General features: G+C 72.2%; 20 protein-coding genes and 2 pseudogenes. 8 read left to right on the forward strand and 14 right to left on the reverse strand.

Annotated features, from left to right (window positions below; all coding sequences use genetic code 11):
• The first annotated feature begins 197 nt into the window (after positions 1-197).
• Together RMN57_RS00740 and RMN57_RS00745 are read left to right on the forward strand one after the other, a co-directional pair.
• Positions 198-890, forward strand: a complete 693-nt coding sequence (locus RMN57_RS00740; RefSeq protein ID WP_313761370.1) for a restriction endonuclease — start codon at positions 198-200, stop codon at positions 888-890.
• 97 nt (positions 891-987) lie between these two features.
• A complete protein-coding gene (locus RMN57_RS00745; protein WP_313761371.1) occupies positions 988-1,182 on the forward strand; it encodes a hypothetical protein in 195 nt (64 codons plus the stop codon).
• A gap of 156 nt (positions 1,183-1,338) precedes the next feature.
• Here RMN57_RS00745 and RMN57_RS00750 read toward each other — a convergent pair whose 3' ends face one another.
• Positions 1,339-1,815: a carboxymuconolactone decarboxylase family protein gene (locus RMN57_RS00750; protein ID WP_313761372.1), complete on the reverse strand. Its 477-nt coding sequence runs from the start codon at positions 1,813-1,815 to the stop codon at positions 1,339-1,341.
• A gap of 109 nt (positions 1,816-1,924) precedes the next feature.
• Here RMN57_RS00750 and RMN57_RS00755 point away from each other — a divergent pair, with 109 nt between their 5' ends.
• Entirely contained in the window at positions 1,925-2,884 is a 960-nt protein-coding gene (locus RMN57_RS00755; protein ID WP_313761373.1) for a pirin family protein, read from the forward strand.
• Between the two features lie 218 nt (positions 2,885-3,102).
• Here RMN57_RS00755 and RMN57_RS00760 read toward each other — a convergent pair whose 3' ends face one another.
• The 6 genes from RMN57_RS00760 to RMN57_RS00785 form a co-directional block, all read right to left on the reverse strand.
• Positions 3,103-4,338 (reverse strand): serine hydrolase domain-containing protein, encoded by a 1,236-nt coding sequence (locus tag RMN57_RS00760; protein WP_313761374.1) that lies wholly within the window; start codon positions 4,336-4,338, stop codon positions 3,103-3,105.
• 168 nt (positions 4,339-4,506) lie between these two features.
• Complete coding sequence (locus RMN57_RS00765; protein ID WP_313761375.1) at positions 4,507-4,878, reverse strand: DUF1048 domain-containing protein; 372 nt, start codon at positions 4,876-4,878, stop codon at positions 4,507-4,509.
• 2 nt (positions 4,879-4,880) lie between these two features.
• Positions 4,881-5,213 carry a PadR family transcriptional regulator gene (locus RMN57_RS00770; RefSeq protein ID WP_313761376.1) on the reverse strand — a complete coding sequence of 111 codons (333 nt, stop codon included), beginning with the start codon at positions 5,211-5,213 and terminating at the stop codon, positions 4,881-4,883.
• Positions 5,214-5,330: 117 nt separating this feature from the next.
• Positions 5,331-5,504, reverse strand: a complete 174-nt coding sequence (locus tag RMN57_RS00775) for a hypothetical protein (protein ID WP_313761377.1) — start codon at positions 5,502-5,504, stop codon at positions 5,331-5,333.
• A gap of 91 nt (positions 5,505-5,595) precedes the next feature.
• Positions 5,596-6,198 (reverse strand): CBS domain-containing protein, encoded by a 603-nt coding sequence (locus tag RMN57_RS00780; protein ID WP_313761378.1) that lies wholly within the window; start codon positions 6,196-6,198, stop codon positions 5,596-5,598.
• Positions 6,195-6,668 carry a CBS domain-containing protein gene (locus tag RMN57_RS00785; protein WP_313761379.1) on the reverse strand — a complete coding sequence of 158 codons (474 nt, stop codon included), beginning with the start codon at positions 6,666-6,668 and terminating at the stop codon, positions 6,195-6,197. The genes RMN57_RS00780 and RMN57_RS00785 overlap by 4 nt, the downstream gene beginning before the upstream one ends.
• A gap of 401 nt (positions 6,669-7,069) precedes the next feature.
• On the opposite strand from RMN57_RS00785, the gene RMN57_RS00790 reads away from it, so the two are divergent.
• The gene (locus RMN57_RS00790; RefSeq protein ID WP_313761380.1) at positions 7,070-7,399 is read left to right on the forward strand and encodes a putative PEP-binding protein; all 330 of its coding nucleotides are present in this window, start codon (positions 7,070-7,072) and stop codon (positions 7,397-7,399) included.
• An 84-nt stretch (positions 7,400-7,483) separates the two neighbouring features.
• Here the strand turns inward: RMN57_RS00790 and RMN57_RS00795 are convergent, their stop codons facing one another.
• Positions 7,484-8,179 carry a CBS domain-containing protein gene (locus tag RMN57_RS00795; RefSeq protein WP_313761381.1) on the reverse strand — a complete coding sequence of 232 codons (696 nt, stop codon included), beginning with the start codon at positions 8,177-8,179 and terminating at the stop codon, positions 7,484-7,486.
• Positions 8,180-8,342: 163 nt separating this feature from the next.
• Between RMN57_RS00795 and RMN57_RS00800 the strand changes: the two genes are divergently transcribed.
• On the forward strand, positions 8,343-9,767 hold the full coding sequence (locus RMN57_RS00800) for an MBL fold metallo-hydrolase (protein WP_313761382.1): 1,425 nt from the start codon (positions 8,343-8,345) through the stop codon (positions 9,765-9,767).
• 4 nt (positions 9,768-9,771) lie between these two features.
• Here the strand turns inward: RMN57_RS00800 and RMN57_RS00805 are convergent, their stop codons facing one another.
• The 5 genes from RMN57_RS00805 to RMN57_RS00825 all read right to left on the reverse strand — a co-directional run bounded on the left by RMN57_RS00805 (position 9,772) and on the right by RMN57_RS00825 (position 14,399).
• Entirely contained in the window at positions 9,772-10,599 is an 828-nt protein-coding gene (locus tag RMN57_RS00805) for an HAD family hydrolase (RefSeq protein ID WP_313761383.1), read from the reverse strand.
• Positions 10,600-10,744: 145 nt separating this feature from the next.
• The gene (locus RMN57_RS00810; RefSeq protein ID WP_313761384.1) at positions 10,745-11,146 is read right to left on the reverse strand and encodes a flavodoxin domain-containing protein; all 402 of its coding nucleotides are present in this window, start codon (positions 11,144-11,146) and stop codon (positions 10,745-10,747) included.
• Between the two features lie 48 nt (positions 11,147-11,194).
• A complete protein-coding gene (locus RMN57_RS00815; RefSeq protein WP_313761385.1) occupies positions 11,195-13,405 on the reverse strand; it encodes a cation-transporting P-type ATPase in 2,211 nt (736 codons plus the stop codon).
• The gene (locus tag RMN57_RS00820) at positions 13,327-13,746 is read right to left on the reverse strand and encodes a cation-transporting P-type ATPase (protein WP_313761386.1); all 420 of its coding nucleotides are present in this window, start codon (positions 13,744-13,746) and stop codon (positions 13,327-13,329) included. Before RMN57_RS00820 ends, RMN57_RS00815 begins: the two co-directional genes overlap by 79 nt.
• Positions 13,743-14,399, reverse strand: coding sequence for a DUF4389 domain-containing protein (locus RMN57_RS00825; RefSeq protein ID WP_313761387.1), 657 nt, complete (start codon positions 14,397-14,399; stop codon positions 13,743-13,745). Before RMN57_RS00825 ends, RMN57_RS00820 begins: the two co-directional genes overlap by 4 nt.
• A 521-nt stretch (positions 14,400-14,920) precedes the next feature.
• Between RMN57_RS00825 and RMN57_RS00830 the strand changes: the two genes are divergently transcribed.
• Complete coding sequence (locus RMN57_RS00830) at positions 14,921-15,919, forward strand: Acg family FMN-binding oxidoreductase (RefSeq protein ID WP_313761388.1); 999 nt, start codon at positions 14,921-14,923, stop codon at positions 15,917-15,919.
• Between the two features lie 80 nt (positions 15,920-15,999).
• Here the strand turns inward: RMN57_RS00830 and RMN57_RS00835 are convergent.
• Positions 16,000-16,188, reverse strand: a pseudogene (locus RMN57_RS00835) (Ni/Fe hydrogenase subunit alpha); the annotation flags it as partial.
• Positions 16,189-16,202: 14 nt separating this feature from the next.
• Between RMN57_RS00835 and RMN57_RS00840 the strand changes: the two are divergent.
• Together RMN57_RS00840 and RMN57_RS00845 are read left to right on the forward strand one after the other, a co-directional pair.
• Positions 16,203-16,445: a DUF1918 domain-containing protein gene (locus RMN57_RS00840; RefSeq protein WP_313761389.1), complete on the forward strand. Its 243-nt coding sequence runs from the start codon at positions 16,203-16,205 to the stop codon at positions 16,443-16,445.
• A 4-nt stretch (positions 16,446-16,449) separates the two neighbouring features.
• Positions 16,450-16,836: pseudogene (locus RMN57_RS00845) on the forward strand (nicotinate phosphoribosyltransferase); the annotation flags it as partial.
• Positions 16,837-16,845 lie beyond the last annotated feature (9 nt).

Genomic DNA, 16,845 nt, shown 5'->3' on the forward strand with positions numbered 1-16,845 from the left:
AGCCGAACCGACCACCCAGACCGAACCGAACCGGGCCAACCCGAACCCAACCGAGCCGAAGTCGAAACCGAACGTCGGCCGTTCGATCGACGCGCCTACCGGACGCCGCCCCCGTGCGCCCGTGCGCGCTTCCTGCGCCACCCGTGGCGGCTGGTGTCATGAATCGTTCGTCGGCCGGCTGAATCGTGGGGGTACGGGTGGGATCGCGCAGACCACCGGCGCGTCGTCGACGTCCGGGGAGGAACGGCGGCGGAGAGTCCGCCGTCGCACTGCTGTTTGGCGCCGCACTCGCCGTCAGCCTCGCACTCGCGCTGGTCCGCTGGCTGCTCGCCCACTGGTGGATCCCGGTCCTGCTGCTGGTGGTGGGCGGAGCCGTCGCCGCGGCCGTGGTCCGGGCCCGCCTGGCCGAGCGGGCCGCGGCCCTGGAACGGCAGCGCCGCCTGCGGCTCGCCCTCACCGGCCCCGGCGGCCTGGACCACATGGGCCACCGCGCCTTCGAGTTCGCGGTACGGGACCTCATGCGCCGCGACGGCTGCCGCGCGGAGCAGGTCGGCGGTGGCGGCGACCAGAGCGCGGACGTCCTCGCCACGGACCCGATGGGGCGGCGCTGGGTCCTGCAGTGCAAGCACAAGCAGGACCCGGTCGGCGGCGCGGCGGTCGGCGTCGGAGTGCTGTACGCACTGGTCGGCACCAACGAGCGGGTGCACCGGGCCCAGGTGCCCGTCGTCGTCACCAACGGCAGGTTCTCGGCCCCCGCGGTGAGGTGGGGCCTCGACCAGAACGTCGCCCTGGTCGACCGTGCGCTGCTCGGCCGCTGGGCCTCCAGCGGCCTGCCGCTCTGGGAGCTGCTCCCCCGGGTCCCCGCACCGCGCAGCGGCCGCGGCCACTGAACCGGTGAGCCCGGCGAGCCGGCCCCGCCGCCCCGACCGCCCTCCCGACCGCCGTTCCGGCCACCGTCGCCGCCCTCCGAGAGACGAGGACTCCGAAGTGACCATCAGCGCATCCGCGGCGCTCGCCGTCATCATCTTCATCCGCCTGGCCCGCCGAACGGAGTCCCGCAGCCGCTCCGACGAGCGGCTGACCGTCGTCCTCTGCACCGTCTTCGGCGTCCTCATCGCCGCGACCCCCTGGGGTCAGGCCATCCTCCGCCTCGTCGGCGTCGTCACCCGCGCGACCTTGTGAGAACCGGCCCCGGGCGAGCGCCACAGGGCTCTCCGGCGCCAGAACCGCGGCACTGGCAGGCAACCGGCTCCCGCCAGGGCGCCCAGGATCGCTCCCGATGGCGGCGCGACGGGGTCGGGCTCCCGGTCTAGGAGTGGACCGGCGGCCGGCCCCTCCTCAGGACGCCGGGGACGGGTGCACGGGGTGCTTGCTCAGAATGGAGACGCGGTTGAAGGCGTTGATGGTGATCGACACCCAGACCACCGCCGAGATCTCGTCCTCCGTCAGCACCTCGCGCGCGAGCGCGTAGGCGCTGTCCTGCGCGGCGCGGTCGGCGGGGCTGGTGGTCGCCTCGGCAAGGGCGAGCGCAGCACGTTCGCGCGGGGTGAAGACCTCGGTGTCGCGCCAGGCCGGCAGCACGCCGAGCCGCTGGGCGGTCTCCCCCGCGCGCTGGGCGGCCCGGGTGTGGACGTCCAGGCAGTAGGCGCAGCCGTTGATCTGGGAGACGCGCAGGTTGACCAGCTCCACGAGCCTGCGGTCCAGTCCGGCCTCGGCGGCGACGGTACGGACGGCCTCCGAGGTGGCGACCAGCGCGTGGAAGGCCTTCGGGCTCTGCTTGTCGACGAAGACGCGGGTCTGAGCTGCCGTGGTCACCTGGACTCCTTCGGTGGGCGGGCCACTGACGGCCCTTCGGGCGAGCGGGCCGGGATCGGCTGCTCGGGCATGGGTGCGCCGATCGACCTCGGCGGCTATGATCGACTCCATGGTAGTTGAATCCGAAACAAAAGCGCCAGAGGCTGCCGCCCGACCGTCCGCACCGCGCGTGGAGGTCCTCCCCCCGCGGGACGTACCCCTCGGCGGACCCCGGGCAATGACGGTGCGGCGCACCCTGCCGCAGCGGAACCGCTCCCTGATCGGCGCCTGGTGCTTCGCCGACCACTACGGGCCGGACGACGTCGCCGACACCGGCGGCATGGACGTCGCACCGCACCCCCACACCGGCCTGCAGACGGTGAGCTGGCTGTTCACCGGCGAGATCGAGCACCGGGACAGCCTCGGCATCCACGCGTTCGTGCGCCCGGGCGAGCTCAACCTCATGACCAGCGGGCACGGCATCAGCCATTCCGAGCTCTCGACCCCCGCGACCACCGTACTGCACGGCGTCCAGCTCTGGGTGGCACTGCCCGAGGAGCACCGGAACACCGGCCGCGACTTCCACCACCACACCCCGAGCCCGGTGCCCGTCCCCGGCGGTGAGGCCAGGGTCTTCCTCGGCTCCCTCGCCGGCGACACCTCGCCCGTCCCCACCTTCACCCCGCTCCTCGGCGCCGAACTGACGCTCGCCCCCGGCGCCACCACCACCCTCGCCGTCGACCCCGCCTTCGAGCACGGCCTGCTCGTCGACCGCGGCGACGTCCTCCTGGAGGGCACCCCGCTGCGCCCCGCCGACCTCGGCTACCTAGCTCCCGGCGCCGGGACCCTCACCATCACCAACACCTCGGACACCCCCGCCCGCCTGATCCTGCTCGGCGGGACGCCGTTCGAGGAACAGATCGTGATGTGGTGGAACTTCATCGGACGGTCGATGGACGACATTACCCGAGCCCGCGAGGACTGGATGACCGGCGACCGATTCGGCGAGGTGAAGGGCTACCCGGGCGACCGCCTGCCCGCCCCCGAACTCCCCGCCACCCCGTTGAAACCGCGCGGACGCGTGCGCTGACCTGGGTCTTCACGTAACGGGCGGAACGGCTTCGACCGGGGTCACCCCCGCTCGAAGCCGCCGCTCGCGAGGAAGTGGTTCAGACCTCCAGAAGCCCCGGCTCGACCAACTGCCGATTCCCGGGTACGGCAGTCTCTGTGCGGGTCTTGTCGGACCAATGCTGACTCAATGCTGACTTTCCTGACGCACCATCAGGTAGATCACCCTCTTCGATCAGGTCAGCTGTCGATTGCCTGGTAGAGGGTCGTCCAGAAGTCCTGCATGACCCGCGCCGAGTCCGGGGTGGACATCCCGGTCTGGGTGAGCAGGATGCCGACGAGCTGGTTGTGCGGGTCGGCGTAGGCCGTGGTGCCGGCTCCGCCGTCCCAGCCGAACTGGCCGATGGGCGCGTAGTCGCCCCGGTAGGTGCGCACCGTCATTCCGAAGCCCCAGCCACCGGTCTGCCCCTGACCGTACGACAGGTGGACGATGCTGCGTGCCCAGGCCTGGAGGTCTGCCGTCTGCTCGGGCGTGAGGCGGTTGGTGGTCATCAGCTCGACGGCGGGCCGGGACAGGATCCGCTCGGTCCCGTGCATCCCGCGGTTGAGCAGCATCCGGAAGTAGGCGTGGTAGTCGTCGGCGGTGGAGTCGAGTCCGCCGCCGGCGGACTGGAACGCCGGAGGCTTGCTGTGGTGTCCCCGTTCGGCCGGGTCCTCCACGGTGAACTCTCCGGTGTGCGGATCGGGGGCGTACAGGGGCGGCAGCCGGTCGATCCTGTCGGCGGGTACGTGGAAGCCGGTGTCCCTCATCCCCAGCGGGTCGAAGATGCGCTCGCGCAGGAACGCCTCGAACGACTGCCCGGTCACCCTGGCCACCAGCACCCCGAGCACGTCGTCGCTGACGTTGTACATCCACCGCTCTCCGGGCTGGTGCATCAGCGGAAGCGCGCCCAGGCGGCGCATCCACTCGTCCGGCTCCACAGCCGGAAGCATCCATCCGTTCTCGCCGTAGACCTTCCGCTCGAAGTACGCGCTCATCATCGGGGAGCCCATCGCCGTGGTGTCCAGCCCGAGGCCACAGGTGGAGGTGAGGAGGTCCCGCACGGTGATCGGACGCCGCGCGGGCACGGTGTCGTCCAGCGGGCCGTCGGGCCGCCTGAGCACACGCCGCTCGGCCAGCTCCGGCAGCCACTGATCTACCGGGTCGTCAAGTCGCAGCCGGCACTCGTCCAACAGGACCATGGTCGCGGCGGCCGCGACGGGCTTGGTCGTCGAGGCCATCCGGAAGATGGTGTCCCGGCACATCGGCGCGCCGCCGTCGTGGCGCATCGTCCCGATCGCCTCGACGTGAGTCTCCTCGCCCCAGCCGACCAGGGCGACGAGTCCGGGGATCTTCTTGGACTCGACATGCGATTCCAGTACCTCGCGCAGTCGGCGTAAGCCCGCTTCGGACAAGCCGTTGTTGCCGTTTCCCATCATGAATCTCCTTGCACGCAGTGGTCGGTGTCGACGGTGCCGCGGGCATGCGGCGAGAGGCGGCCGGCCGGGTGTGGCCCCGCGGTCGCGTGGTGCAGACAAGCAATGAAGGTGGTGCTCGGCTCCTGGGAGCGATGCGCCGAGGCGCGATCAGACCGCCCGGCCCTCTTACCCCGCCTCGTCGCCGGCGGCGCGCTCGATGTCGTCGGCCAGCCGCTTCCGTGCGCGGGCGGGGACGTAGCCACCATCGGTGTAGTTCTGGACGAACGTCTCGGCGAACTCCACCGGGTCCTGCCCGACGACCTCGCGGATCGGCGTTCCGTCCGCCGCGGCCTGCTCGAACAGGTCGGCGAGGTCTTCGAACATCGATGCGTTGCTGTCTGCGTCGGTCGGCACGAAGTGCATCAGGTACCGCTCGATCGCCTCGATGGCCGTACGGTGGTTCTCGGGGAGCTCCTTGACGCGCGCCTTGTACGCCCTCCAGCGCTTCTTGGGCCCGATCACCTTCGAGATGAAGCCGGTCTTCTCGACAGCGGACATGGTTACTCGCCCTCCCCTTCGCGGAGCTGTTCCAGTCGTTCCGTGAGGAATCGCCACGTCCTCCAGAATTCTTCGAGGTACTCCCGCCCCTGAGCGTTGAGGGAGTGCACCTTGCGCGGCGGACCCTTCTCCGAGGGGACCTTCTCGACGTCGACGAGACCGCGCTTCTCCATCCTGAGGAGCAGCGCGTAGATGGTTCCTTCGGCGATGTCGGCAAAGCCCTGCTCCCGCAGCCGTGCCGTGATCTCGTAGCCGTAGGCGGGTCGGCCGGACAGGGACGCGAGGATGATGCCTTCCAGCGTGCCCTTGAGCATCTCCGTCAGCAGCTTGGCCATGGACCCCCTCCCCTCTGCACTAGTCAGCGCTATTGAGTACCAGTACACAGTAACGCTGACTAGTGGTACCTAGCAACACGGAATAGTGGAGGCGCGAGCCGGCACTGCAAGGGGCCGTCAGCGGTTCGTCAAGGTGGGATTGAGGAACCGCACGCGGCCGGCGTCGCACGTGGTGACCCGCAGGGCGAGGTCACGAACGACGGCCTGGCGTGTCCGCTCGACGATCGCCGCCAACTCCTCGGGAAGACTCGGTTTCCCCGTGGCCGACGCCGGCGCGGGGACGATGTTCACGGTGCCGCTCAGCGCCGAGGTGATCGACCGACCTGCCCCGTCCCGAGCCGGACGCAACACTGCCCGGCCTGTCGTGTCCGGCCGACGGCCGTCAGACCGGGGTGGCGAGCTTGAGCTCGACGTCCACCACGCCGGGAACGGCTCGGACCAATCGTTCCAGCGCAGGAAGGGACGAGGGATCAGGCGTCGCGCCGGTCAGCGTGACCCGGCCCTCCTCGGCCCGGACGTCGATCGCCGACGCCTGTGCCGGGCGGAGCGTCGCGAGCAGTTCGAACCGCACCTGGCCGGCGAGGTCCTCGTCGGTGCGGAGGTGCACTTTGAGCAAGTCTCCGCGGCTGACGACGCCGACGAGGAAGTCCTCGTCGTCCACTACGGGGAGGCGCTTGAGATGACCCCGAGCCATCGCCCGGGCGGCTTCCGCCGTCGGGCTGTCGGCGTGCACGGTGACGGCCGGTTCCGACATCATCTGTCCGGCGGTGAACGCGGCAGCGCGCTCAGGTTCACGGTCCTGGGTGGTCAGCAGGTCGGCTTCGGAGACCACACCGATCACGCGCCCGTCACCGGCAAGCACCGGCAGGGCGCTGACCTTCCAGCGCTGGAGTGTGTCCAGGACCTCCCGGAAGGTGGCGTCCCGGCCGACGGCGACGACGGCGTGGGTCATCAGCTCGCCGACGGTGTTCCACTGGCGTGTCATCGTGCGCTCCAGGTGGTCTCGGCGGGGGTGCTTCCGGGGCCCGGACGTCGGTTGCTCTCGCGGAGAGCGCTCCAGGAGACCGGACCGAGCACGTCCGACAGGCGGTGAAGTACGTCCAGGAAGAGGTCGTCGACGGTGAGCAGGCCGACCAGGCGGTCGCCGTCGAGGATCGGCAGACGCCGGACCCCGGCGCGGCGGAAGGCCCGGTAGGCGGCTTCGAGCTCGTCGGCCACGTCGACCGTGACCACGGGCACCGACATGATCTCCGACACCGGCGTCTGCGGGTCGGTGCCCGTGGAGAGCACCCGCAGGGCCAGATCGCGGTCGGTGACGATGCCGTGCAGCGTGTCGTGCTCGGCGACCAGCACGCAGCCGACCGCCTCGGTCTCCATCCGGCGTGCGGCCTGCCGTGCCGACGCCCCCGGTGGAACCGTAACCGGCGGGGTGATCATCGTGTCGGCGATGCGCATCGCTCATGCTCCGGGTGATCGGGACCCCGGCGGCCTGGCGCGGCAGCAGGGACGCCGGTTCCCTGGCCTCGCCAGGGGTCAGCAGGCCCCGGACCGCATCGCGGTCGCACGGCTCGCAGGCGGTGTCCAGGACGATGTGTCCCCGCTCCGGTGGCAGGACTGCTAGGGGCGTACCGGGAGACCGCGATCGTGCGGCCGCCCTGGGTGTGCATCAGGGTCTGCGCGGAGGGGGCCTCGGCGTGCGGCATGGTGCGCCTCCCTCGGAAATGCCTCCTGCCTCCAGAGAAGCGCAGGCCCGACATCGGGGCCAGGGCTGACCGGTACCGGGTGGGTGGGCCGGGCAGCCCTGTCGGGTCGAGCTCCTCGATGGTGCGCCGGAGTTCACGGGACTCCACTCCTTCATGGCCGCCGCCCGGACTCGATCGGTCGGCCGCCGGCCCTTGACGGGCAACGACCCGACCCAGCTCACCCTCGGCGTCGACCGTGACTCCGATCGGCTGGCGCACCTCTTCGACGAGCGCAACCCGGCCGTGACGCGCCGCATCGAGAGCCTGATCGCCACGGCCCACGCGGTCGGCCGAACCGTCGGCCTGTGCGGACAACCCCCTTGCAAAGACCCGGAGTTCGCTCGCTTCCTGGTTGAGGCCGGCATCGACTCCGTCTCGGTGACACCGGACAGCTTCGCCGCCGTCAAGCGGCACGTCGTAGCCGCCGAGGCCGACAACCCGTGACCGTGCCGGTGTCCTCCGGACACCGGCACGGCGGCACCGTCACAGGTGGGGAATTCACGATCACCTCACCGGGCAGCTCACCTGTCACCGGCCCGGCCGGTAGGCACGGGGGTGCTCCATGAGCAGCTCGGTGTCGTCCTCGGTCCAGTCGAGCGACTGGTGTACAGCCACCACGCCGTCCACGGCCCGGCACAACTGCTCGCTGATCGGGATCAGGCTCCGACGGGGCACCCGTCCGCCGAGGGTCACCACGCCGTCGTGGACGGCGACCTGGACGTCATCAGGGGCGAGCCAGAGTGTCCGGCCGAGCACGTCGTGCGTGATCTCCTCGCGGATCGCCGCGTCATGGCGCAGGAAGACCTGGAGCAGGTCCCGGCGGCTCACGATGCCGACCAGCCGGCCAACCTCGTCGACCACGGGCAGCCGCTTGACCTTGTGCTTGTCCATGGCACGGGCGGCCTCCGGCACGGACCAGCCGGGCCGGGCGGTGACGGCGGGGCTGGTCATCAGTCCGCCGGCGGTCTCGGCCTCCGCGCGGGCGCGGTCGTGCGCGTCGAGCCAGCGGCCCGGGTAGCGGCCCTCCGGGTCCGGGAGCACAGCCTCCTTGCGGATCAGGTCGGCCTCGGAGACCATGCCGAGCGGGTGCCCCTGGTCGTCGAGGACCGGAATGGCTGTGATGTCGTTGCGGTGGAAGAGCGCTGCGACCTCTTTGAACGGCGTCTCGGGCCTGGCGGTGACGACCTCCTGGGTCATCACGTCCTGGACGGTGCGGTGCTGCATGGTCCTCACTCCTTCGCAGCCGGTGCCGTACCTTCACTGTCCGCTGCCGGACCGGGTCGCCCCCAGGGCCGTTCGGCCCCGCTGCCTGGGCCGACCCGGCCAGGACAGCTCGCCGATCCGGGGTCACGATGGGAGGCCGGGGATTTCCGATCCGGAGGTCACCATGACGTCAGACGGCAGTGCCCCTCCCCCACGGCCCCGCCCGGGCCTGCTCACGTTCCTCGGCGGTGTCGGCACCGTCACCGGCAGCAAGTTCCTGGTGGAGACCGACCATGCCCGGATCATGGTCGATTGCGGCCTGTTCCAGGGCCTGGCCGAGCTTCGCCGCCGCAACTGGCGCCCGCCGCCGCTCGACCCGGCGGATGTCCACGCCGTGGTGCTCACCCACGCCCACCTGGACCACTGCGGCTACCTACCGCGCCTCGTCCGGGAAGGTTTCCGCGGGCCGGTCCTGACCACAGCGAACACGGCGCGGCTGGCCGAGTTGATCCTGCGCGACAGTGCCCATCTGCTACGCGAGGACGCGGACCACGCCAATGAGCACGGCTGGTCCAAACACCGCCCCGCCCAGCCGCTGTACGACGAGGACGACGTGGAGCGCACCATCGCCATGTTCGACCCCGTGCCGTTGGAGGCCGACGTGGAGATCATCGCCGGAACGGTCCTCCGACTGCACCACGCCGGACACATCCTCGGCTCCGCCTGGGCACACCTCACCCTGGAGGACGGACACACCCTGGCCGCCAGCGGCGACCTCGGCCGGCCCGTCCACCCGCTGCTGCGGGCGCCCGAACCGTTCGGCGGAGCGGACGTCCTCCTGATGGAGTCCACCTACGGCAACCGGCACCACGAGGAGACCGCCGCCCGCGAGTGGTTCGCCCGTGCGATCGAACGCACCCTCGCCCGCGGCGGCACCGTCGTCGTCCCCTCGTTCGCCGTCGACCGCACCGAAGTCGTACTGCACCAGCTCGCCGAACTGCGCCGGGCCGGACGGCTTCCCGCGGGAGCCCCCGTGTTCGTCGACAGCCCGATGGCGCTCGCGGCCCTGCAGATCTACCGCGAGGCGTTCGCCACCCGCTCCCCCGAACTGCGCCCCGACGTACTCGACGAAGGCGCGACGGCCCTCGACCCGGAACCGTTCTCACTGATCCACTCGCTCCAGGAGTCACTGGCGCTGGAACGCTCCAGGATGCCGTCCGTCCTCGTCTCCGCCTCCGGCATGGCCACCGGCGGACGGGTAGTCCACCACCTGCGCCACCTGCTGCCCGACCCGCGGAACACCGTGATCATCGTCGGCTACGCCGCCGCCGGTACCCGGGCCCGTGACCTGGTGGACGGCGCCAGGGTGCTGAAGATGTACGGCACCTACGTGCCGGTGCGCGCCGAGGTGGTCAACGTCCCCGCGTTCTCCGCCCACGCGGACGCATCCGAAGTGATCGACTGGCTCAGGCACGCCCCGCCGCCGAACGCCACCTACCTGGTGCACGGCGAGCCCGAGGGCTCCCAGGAGTTGCGCGACCGGATCGACCGCGAACTGGGCTGGACGGCGGTCGTCCCGCGCTCGGGCGAGCGCGTTCTCGTACGCTGAGGACTCAACCGCTATCGACGACCGCGACGGCGTCCAGTCCGCGCACGAGCGGCCCCTCGGCCGGCCACGGCGCCGAGGGGCTTCCGTGATCGAAGGTGATCGCGGCCGTCCGGCCGAAGCCGGCCCGGACACCGGCCGCCGTGCCCAGCGGCGTGCCGGCCAGCAGCGCCGAGCGCGCCGGTGCGGTCTGCAGCAGTCTCAGCGCCAGCTCGTACAGGCCCGGGTCGGGCGGTCCGGCGAGCCCGTAGTGCCCCGCGTCCCCGGCGTCCACGCAGACATCCACCAGGTCGGCCAGCCCGGCCCCGCGGAGCAGGAGCGTGCCGCGCCGGCTGGTGGAGACCGCCGCCGTCCGGATCCCGGCGGTGCGCAGGGCCAACAGCAAGGAGACCGCACCTTTGCGCGGCGATACACCCCGGGAACGCAGGAGTTCCTCGAAGCGCCGGTCCTGGTGGCGGACCAGCAGGCGCAGCAGGTCGTCCCCCGACGGGCCGAGGTGCTGGGCGGCCAGGTCGGTGATCACCGGGCATTCGGCCAGGAGGGCGGCCGCGGTGTCCGCGTCGAGTCGGCCGGTCAGGTGGGCGGGCAGGTCGGACATGGCGTCGAGGTGGCGTTGCGGACGGCCGGTGACGTGCGCGTACTGGGCCAGATAGGCGTCGGGTGTGTCCTGCCAGGCCCCGACGCGCAGCGGCTGGGAGTCGGTCAGCAAGACCGACGCCCGATCGGTGTCCGGCCTGGCCTCGTGATCCTCCGTGCCGCGCAGTTCGGTGGCCCCGCCGACGTCGTCGGCCGGCCGGGTCGCCGCGGTGGATGGCTGGTACTGGGCGGTGGCCATCTGAGGCTCCCTCGGTCCGGTCCGACGGCGGTGACGCACTCCCGGCGGGTGCATCTCAACCCTCCGCCGCCGGGAATCCCCCGTACCAGGGCCGGTCGGCCCCGAAGGCCGGGCCGCCGGACACCCGCGGACACCGGACCCGGCATTACGTCTGGTCCGCGGAGCGCAACTCGACACCGATCTCGTGGGCCCAGCGCTGGATGTGTTCCGGGCTGCGGAAGTCGCCGGCCTTGCCGTGCTTGACGAGGCTGTGGGCGATCCAGCCCGGGGTCTCCGCCGTGACGCTGCCGCCGAAGGTGACATGCCCGCGGGCGTGCAGGTGTCGCATCTCCACGGCGGCGCCGTGCACCGGCGGGATGTCGTGCTGCTCGGCGGAGCTGTCCACCGGGCCGCTGCTGAACAGCCAGACCGGGCGCCGGGCCAGGGCCTCAGCGTGGTCGCGTGCGCAGCGCAGGGCGTCGCGGTGCCAGTGGCCCGCGTAGAGCGAGCTGCCGAGAACGACCGCGTCGAAGTCCGACACGTCCCGAACCAGAGATGTGGTCCTCACCCACGCCACCTGCCTCCTCGACCACGGAGTGGAGCGGGCGGGTTCTGCTCAGTCCTTCCGCCGTGCCGGGAGGATCAGCCCGCGCGCGCCCAGCCGTGCCGCCCCGAAGGCCGCCAACCCTGCCGTCGCCGCCGCCCCGGTGTCCGTCCAGGACAGTGGCACGGTCTGCAGGACGTCCTGGAGCAGCGGCAGGTACAGGGCGGCCACCGCCAGTCCCGCCGACGCCAGGACGGCCGCCGGGAGGAACGGGTTCGCCCGGGTGAACAGCCGCTCGCGCAGCCCGAGGACCACTCCGAGCTGCGCCACCAGCAGGGCGAGGAACAGCACGCTCTGCCACGGCCGCCCGGCGGCCTCGGCCCACAGGGCGGCGGTCAGGCTCACGGCCGTGACCACCGCGCCGAGCGCGAGAACCCCCTGCCAGAGGCCGGCACCGAGCACGTGCTCGTGCGGGGCTCGGGGCGGTCGCCGCATCGCCTGGGCGGAGACGGGTTCGGCGCCGACCGCGACGCCGGTCAGACCGTGGGTGAGCAGGTTGATCCACAGGATCTGGCCGGCGCGCAGCGGCAGCGCGAGACCGAACAGCGGGCCCAGGAGCATGACCAGGATCTCCGCCGCTCCGCCGGACATGGCGTACAGCAGGAAGCGGCGGATGTTGTCGTAGACCCGGCGCCCCTCCTCAACGGCCGACACCAGGGTGGCGAGCTCGTCGTCGGCGAGGACGAGGTCGGCGGCTTGGCGGGCCACCTCGGTACCGCGCCGACCCATGGCCACGCCGATGTCCGCGTGCCGGAGCGCCGGGCCGTCGTTGACGCCGTCGCCGGTCATCGCGGTGACGGCGCCGGCCGCGCGCCAGGCCTCGACGATGTCGAGCTTCTGCCGCGGGTCCGTCCGGGCGAAGACGCGCACGGCGGTGAGGTCGGGTACCAGACCTGCGGCGAGGTCGGGGCCGGTGGCCACCCGGCCGGTCGCCGACCCACGTTCCAGGAGGCCGACCCGCTCGGCGATCGCGCGGGCCGTGGCGGGGTGGTCACCGGTGATCAGAACCGGCGTGATTCCGGCACGCCGGCAGGCGGCGAGGGTGGCCTCCGCCGCCGGCTTGGGCGGGTCGCTGAGCGCCGCCAGTCCGAGCAGTCGCAGCCCCGACTCGACCGCGGCGCCCGGGCGGTCCCGTAGGGCGTACGCCACTGCCAGGACCCGGTAGCCGTCGGTGGCGAGCCGCGCCGCGTGCTCCGCCGCCCGGGACAGCGTGCCGGCGTCGTCATCCACCAGGGCGGTGTCGAGAACTGCTTCGGGAGCACCTTTCAAGCAGACCTCCAGCCACCCGGCGGGCGTCCGGTGCACCGTCGTCATCCGCTTGCGGAGGCTGTCGAACGGCAGCTCGTCCACCCGCGGGGCCAGCTCCGCAAGCACGGCGGGGTCCAAGCCCGCCTTGGCCGCAGCCACCAGGAGGGCCGCCTCGGTCGGGTCCCCCAACGCCGCCCACTGCCCGTCCTCACCGGGCTGCGGCGGCCGCAACGAGGCGTCGTTGCACAGCGCCGCCACCCTCAGCAACGCCCGGGCCTGGTCCCGTCCGTCCGGGGGTTCCACCAGGACCTCGCCCTCGGGCCGGTAGCCGGTGCCGGTCACCGCGGCCTCCCATCCGGGTGCCCACAGCCGCTCGACCACCATCCGCCCCTCGGTGAGCGTGCCGGTCTTGTCGGTCGCGAGCACGGTGACCGAGCCGAGGGTCTCGACGGCCGGGAGCCTGCGCACGACGGCTCGGCGGGCGGCCATCCGACGGGCACCGATCGCGAGCGCGAGCGTCACCACGGCGGGCAGCGATTCCGGTACGGCCGCCACGGCCAGGCTGATCGCGGTGACCGCCATCGCCTCGGGAGCCTGGCCGCGCGCCAGCCCGAGGACGAAGACCACCACGCAGAGGGCGACGGTGACCAGGGCCAGCACCCGTCCGAGCCCGGCGAGTCGCCGTTGCAACGGGGTGGCCCGGGGGCGCGGGTGGAGCGAGGCGGCGATCCGGCCCAGCGCGCTGCCGGAGCCGGTGGCGGTGACGATCGCCACCGCCCGACCGCGTACCACCACCGTGCCGGCGCTGAGCCCGGCCGCGGCGGTCACGTCCTTGTCGACGGGTACGGATTCCCCGGTCAGCATCGACTCGTCGACCAACAGCGCGGAGGCTTCGGTCAGGTCCGCGTCGGCGGGGACGATGTCTCCCTCGGCGAGCAGCAGAACGTCCCCCGGAACCACGGCGGCGGCCGCCACCTCGCGCTCCCGGCCGTCACGCAGAACCGGGCCGCGGGGGCGGAGAGCGCCGAGAGGGCCGCCACCGCGTTGTCCGCGCGGACCTCCTGCGTGACGCCCACGGCGGTGTTCACCACGACGACGAACCCGATCACGACCGCGTCGGCGTGGTCGCCGGTCGCCAAGGTCAGCACCACGGCGGCGAGCAGCACCAGGATCAGGGGGTCGCGCAGCTGTGCGGCGGCCCTGGACCACAGCGGGGGGCTCGGTGGCGCCCCGACCGTGTTCGGCCCGTGCTCCACCAGGAGCCGGGCCGCCTGCTCCTCGGTCAGACCGGCCGGCCGGCGGACCGCCCGTGTCACCGCACGTCCCGGTCGGCCGGGCCGACGCCCCCCTGGTCGAGCCGGAACGGCGGGTACGAGTCGGTCATCAGGGCCGCGTACGCGACGACCCGGAGCACCCAGCGGTTCAGCCCCACCAGGAGATCGAAGATGCCCGGCGGATAGCGCGTGGTCGCGGCCAACGCCACCCCCGCGAACAGTGCCAGCAGGCCGATCAGCCCGCCGCCGCCCCAACGCTCCTGGAACCACCCACCCACGAAGACACCGACCACCAGGTAGTGCGGCAGGGCCAGGAGCCACCACTTCACGAGCACCAGACCGCGGGAGAGCTCTCCGGGGTAGGTGACGTCCAGCGTCGCCGGGTAGTCGGGCTCCGCGCCGAGGCTGAACGGCGGGTAGCGGTCGGTCCCGAGGCCGCCGTAGGCGTAGTAGGACACCCGCCACGACCAGCGCAGCACACCCAGGTTGAAGTCGAAGATCCCGCGCGGGTAGCGGCCGGTGAACAGGATCGCGAAGAACGCGACCACGGTGAGCAGGACGAAGGCCACCCACAGGAAGCACAGGACGATCCAGTGCGGGATGACGAGGATCCACTTGACCAGCCAGAGCCAGCGCGAGAGCGGAAGGTCCAGTCGGGCCTCCACCCGGACGGGCGACGTCTCGGTGCCTGCCACGGCCATCACCTCCGGAGCGACACACCGGAGGGCGGGCCTTGCCCTGCCCGGTGGCAGGGCAGGCGGATCCGGTGCGGCATGTTCTCGGACACCCTCATGGTCTCTCCGGATGCACGGCCCGGCAGGCTGGTCGGCCGCGGACGACTCGGCCGGGGCCCGCGCGGCGGACTGCATCACGTCCTGATGGGGCGGAGAGTTGAAACAGCCATGGGGCGGTCCCTGCCGTGCAAGCCTGCGAAACCGCCGGCCCACTCGGGAAGCGAGGTAGGCGATGGAGGGGGACGTCCCGGCGTCACGCCGGATCGTGGTCGGGGTTGACGGGTCGCTGACGACCGCGCACGGGGGACGTACGGCGGGCGTTGTGGGGCCGGTGGGCCCAAGCCGGCGGTTCGGCCTGCGACGCATGATGGAAGCCGCGGCAAGGCCGACCCCCGCCCGGACCGGGCAGGGACATCCCGTGGCGGCCCGCGCCAGCCACCGGAAGCGCATACCGGTCCGACCGGCTCAAGGAGCTGTCAACGATGACCGAGCAACCCCTCGCCCCGGAACAGCTGCGGTTCCTTGTCGCCGCGGCCGGCGCTGCGCCGTCCCTGCACAACAGCCAGCCCTGGCGCTTCCGCCCCATGCCCGACTCGCTCGGCATGTACGTGTACGCCGACCTGGACCGCGCCGTACCGATCACCGACCCGGACGGTCGGGCCCTGCACGTCTCGGTCGGTGCGGCCCTGTTCAACCTCCGGGTCGCCGGCCTCCGGCTCGGACGCGATCCGGAGGTGCGGCTCCTCCCCGACGGGGCCGAGCCGCACCTCGTCGCGACCGTCCGCCTCGCCCGCCCCTCGCCGACACCGCTTCCCTTCGGCAGGGACCTCTTCAAGGCCATCGGACAGCGCCACTCCAGCCGTCAGCCGTTCGTCAACCGGGACGTCCCCGAGGTCGTGTCCGGCGAACTCATCGCGGCGGCCCTCGACGAGGGCGCGGTTCTGTCCCTGCTGGAGGAGGCCGGAGTACGACGGGTGCTGGCCCTGACCCACGACGCCGAGCGGCGCACCGGAACCGACCTGGCGCGGGTGGCCGAGACCCGCACGTGGCTGCGGCTGGAGAAGCCGGCGGCGGACGGCATCCCGGCGGCCGCGCTGGGGCCGCAGGACCATGACGCCCACGTGCCCATGCGGAGCTTCACCGGCCGGACGCCGTCCACCACGGCATCCCAGCGCTTCGAGGCACTGCCCCAGCTCGCCACGCTCACCACGCACGGTGACCGGACCTCGGACTGGCTGCGCGCGGGCCAGGCGATGGAGCGGGTGTGGCTGCTGGCGACGGCCCACGGCGTGCGCATCTCGGTCCTGCACCAGGCCGTCGAGTGGCCCGACACCCGCTGGGGCCTGCGTGACCCGGACGAAGGCCCCGGCCACGTCCAACTCGTCCTTCGCCTCGGCTACGGCCCGCCCGGACCCGCCACCCCGCGCCGCCCGGTCGACGAGATCCTCGACCTCACCGGCCACACGAGCACGGCCGGGTAAGGGCAGTCGTGGACTACGCAGCACCGCACCGTCCACGGGCCCGCCCTCGGCACCGTCCGAACGGCGGCATCGCTGCCGGTTCAGTGGCGGGCCGCGGTGCGCTCGACGGTGAGGTCGAGGAAGTGGGCCGAGCACGAGATGCACGGGTCGTGGTTGCGGATCGCCCGTTCGCACAGGGCGGTCAGTTCGGCGTCGGTGACCTCGCCGCGTCCGAGGCGCTCTTGCACGACTCGGCGCAGGTCCGCCTCGATCGCGCCCTGGCCCCGGATGCAGGGAGCAGAAGATGAAGGCCTCAATAGGCGACCGGATCATCGTCGAGGGCACCCGCCCCGGCGCAACTCGGCGCGACGGCGAGATCGTGGGGCTGCACCACACCGACGGCAGCCCGCCCTACGACGTGCGCTGGTCGGACAGCGGCAGGACCACCGAGTACTTCCCGGGCCCCGACGCCCGCGTCCACCACTACCAGCACCACGACGGCCACGAGCACGGCACCACCGACACACCACCCCGAGAAGAGAACTGACGCCATGTCGACGGCCCTGACCACCGATCTGTACGAGGTGAGGATGGCGCATTCGCTCCTCCTGGAAGGAACGACAGGTCCGACGACTTTCAGGCTGTTCGTACGTGGTCTGCCTCCTGATCGCGGGTTCCTGGTCGTGGCCGGGCTGGAACCGGCGCTCGACTACCTCACCGGGGTCTGCGTCGACGAGGAGGATCCGGCCGCGTTCGCCACCGCGCTCGGCCGGCCCCGGGCGGACCTGGAGCCGCTCCTGCCAGAGGCGCAGTTGGTGGAGTCGTACCTGCCCGATCGGGTGTGCCACCAGACCACGGTGGCTTCGAAAGCGGCGCTCTGCGTGCTCGCAGCCGCCAGGCGCCCGGTGGTCGACTTCTCCCTGGCCCCCGGCCACGGTCGTCTCCGA

This window comes from Kitasatospora sp. CM 4170 (assembly GCF_032110285.1).
In the GTDB taxonomy this organism is placed as follows: domain Bacteria; phylum Actinomycetota; class Actinomycetes; order Streptomycetales; family Streptomycetaceae; genus Kitasatospora; species Kitasatospora aburaviensis.

What these genes read in the sequence shown, in the direction of transcription:
- RMN57_RS00755 (WP_313761373.1), top strand. Translation starts at nt 1,925, where the DNA reads ATGGTAGTTGAATCCGAAACAAAAGCGCCAGAGGCTGCCGCCCGACCG.
- RMN57_RS00760 (WP_313761374.1), bottom strand. Translation starts at nt 4,338, where the DNA reads ATGGGAAACGGCAACAACGGCTTGTCCGAAGCGGGCTTACGCCGACTG.
- RMN57_RS00765 (WP_313761375.1), bottom strand. Translation starts at nt 4,878, where the DNA reads ATGTCCGCTGTCGAGAAGACCGGCTTCATCTCGAAGGTGATCGGGCCC.
- RMN57_RS00770 (WP_313761376.1), bottom strand. Translation starts at nt 5,213, where the DNA reads ATGGCCAAGCTGCTGACGGAGATGCTCAAGGGCACGCTGGAAGGCATC.
- RMN57_RS00780 (WP_313761378.1), bottom strand. Translation starts at nt 6,198, where the DNA reads ATGACACGCCAGTGGAACACCGTCGGCGAGCTGATGACCCACGCCGTC.
- RMN57_RS00785 (WP_313761379.1), bottom strand. Translation starts at nt 6,668, where the DNA reads ATGCGCATCGCCGACACGATGATCACCCCGCCGGTTACGGTTCCACCG.
- RMN57_RS00790 (WP_313761380.1), top strand. Translation starts at nt 7,070, where the DNA reads ATGGCCGCCGCCCGGACTCGATCGGTCGGCCGCCGGCCCTTGACGGGC.
- RMN57_RS00795 (WP_313761381.1), bottom strand. Translation starts at nt 8,179, where the DNA reads ATGCAGCACCGCACCGTCCAGGACGTGATGACCCAGGAGGTCGTCACC.
- RMN57_RS00800 (WP_313761382.1), top strand. Translation starts at nt 8,343, where the DNA reads ATGACGTCAGACGGCAGTGCCCCTCCCCCACGGCCCCGCCCGGGCCTG.
- RMN57_RS00805 (WP_313761383.1), bottom strand. Translation starts at nt 10,599, where the DNA reads ATGGCCACCGCCCAGTACCAGCCATCCACCGCGGCGACCCGGCCGGCC.
- RMN57_RS00830 (WP_313761388.1), top strand. Translation starts at nt 14,921, where the DNA reads ATGACCGAGCAACCCCTCGCCCCGGAACAGCTGCGGTTCCTTGTCGCC.
- RMN57_RS00840 (WP_313761389.1), top strand. Translation starts at nt 16,203, where the DNA reads ATGAAGGCCTCAATAGGCGACCGGATCATCGTCGAGGGCACCCGCCCC.